The 1,198-nt window shown below is 56.7% G+C and carries 2 protein-coding genes; both read left to right on the top strand.

What is annotated here, in order from left to right; translation table 11 throughout:
• Positions 1-279, top strand: a 279-nt coding sequence (locus U1739_RS20995; RefSeq protein ID WP_332710561.1) for a hypothetical protein, incomplete at its 5' end; no start/stop codon positions are given.
• A gap of 89 nt (positions 280-368) precedes the next feature.
• Positions 369-770, top strand: a complete 402-nt coding sequence (locus U1739_RS20990) for a hypothetical protein (protein ID WP_332710560.1) — start codon at positions 369-371, stop codon at positions 768-770.
• Positions 771-1,198: the final 428 nt, after the last annotated feature.

Here is a 1,198-nt window from a genome sequence, read left to right as displayed (position 1 = left end):
GTGAAGTTGCCGAAGCTGCAAGTCGGCGACATCGCGTTCCAGCCCGAGAAGGCCACGACGGTGAATGGCGGACTGCTGACATTCAACGATGACCAGGTCGAAGCCTTTCGCAAACAGAACTATGCGTCAGCGCGCAGAGCAATGGTCGCCCAAGCTCAAGGCAAGGACATCGTGGCCGAAGCCAAAGAGCAAGCTCAAGAAGCGGTGACCAGCTACTTTGAAATACCGCTGCGCATCGCTGGCCAGCCCGACGTGAAGGTCGTCGCCACATTTAAGTAATCAATCATCCGGCTCCGGCCGGTCCATCATCAACATAGCGCCCAAGGAGCAATCCTTCGGGCGCTTTTTCGTGTCCAAAGGAAATTAACATGATCACCATATACGACAGCGCCGACATGGCGCACGTCTTGTCAAAACCAATCGACCATAATCTTAAGGCCATCTTGCTTGAACGACTGGAACTTCTAGCCGACTTCTCCGAGTGGGACCTTGCCGATCTCGCGCACTTCATCATCGTGGAGCCTCGCGATAGCATCGACGCCATTGCGCGTGAGCTCGGAGTCAATCCGTTGGTCAACATCGTGGACAATGCGCACTATCCCCAGCCTTCATTCGAGCCGAGTTTTGAATTCTGCATCGCACGCATAGGCTATTTCGACTTAACCTTTGCCCTTTGCGATTCCGGGCTGGGCTTATGCCTTTTGGTGCCGGATCGCGAAGGCGTGGTGCCGCAGCTTCTGGAACTGTGCCGCGAATACGCGACGCCATAATCCAAAGGGCACCGGCAGGCGGCCGGGAGGGGTTAGGTATCGGCGGGGCGGGTTTGACGCTCCTGCGTTGCAGGTTGCTTAACAGACGGGCCACTCCCCGGCCGGCCAGAGGCTACCCTTTTGCACAGTTTGCGGAATCCCAACCGTGCGCAAAACCCGGGGGGGGGGGCGAGACGCTGAGAAACTGAAACACTGGTCTCGGCACCGAGGCAAATCCTCAGCCGGGCAGAATTTCAGCGTTTCGCTGCTTCATCCCCGCCCAGGTGCTGTGGTTTCCTGAAATCCTGGTTTCTGGCCAGTCATTGGTTCCAGCATGCCAATCCATCATGGGTACCGAGGCTGGGACCTCCACCGTTAGAGGCGTCCTGAAGCGCTGGCTAATATTTTACTGAAGCGGTTAGCATGAGCGCTCGTTATCATGATTTCAG

The sequence above is a fragment of the Parasphingomonas puruogangriensis genome, assembly GCF_036663635.1.
Classification (GTDB): domain Bacteria; phylum Pseudomonadota; class Alphaproteobacteria; order Sphingomonadales; family Sphingomonadaceae; genus Sphingomonas.
The sequence above is the reverse complement of the archived record's forward strand: the minus strand, read 5'-3'. Positions and strand labels throughout refer to the sequence as shown.

Excerpts from the sequence above, each read along its gene's own strand:
- U1739_RS20990 (WP_332710560.1), top strand. The coding sequence starts at position 369 with ATGATCACCATATACGACAGCGCCGACATGGCGCACGTCTTGTCAAAA.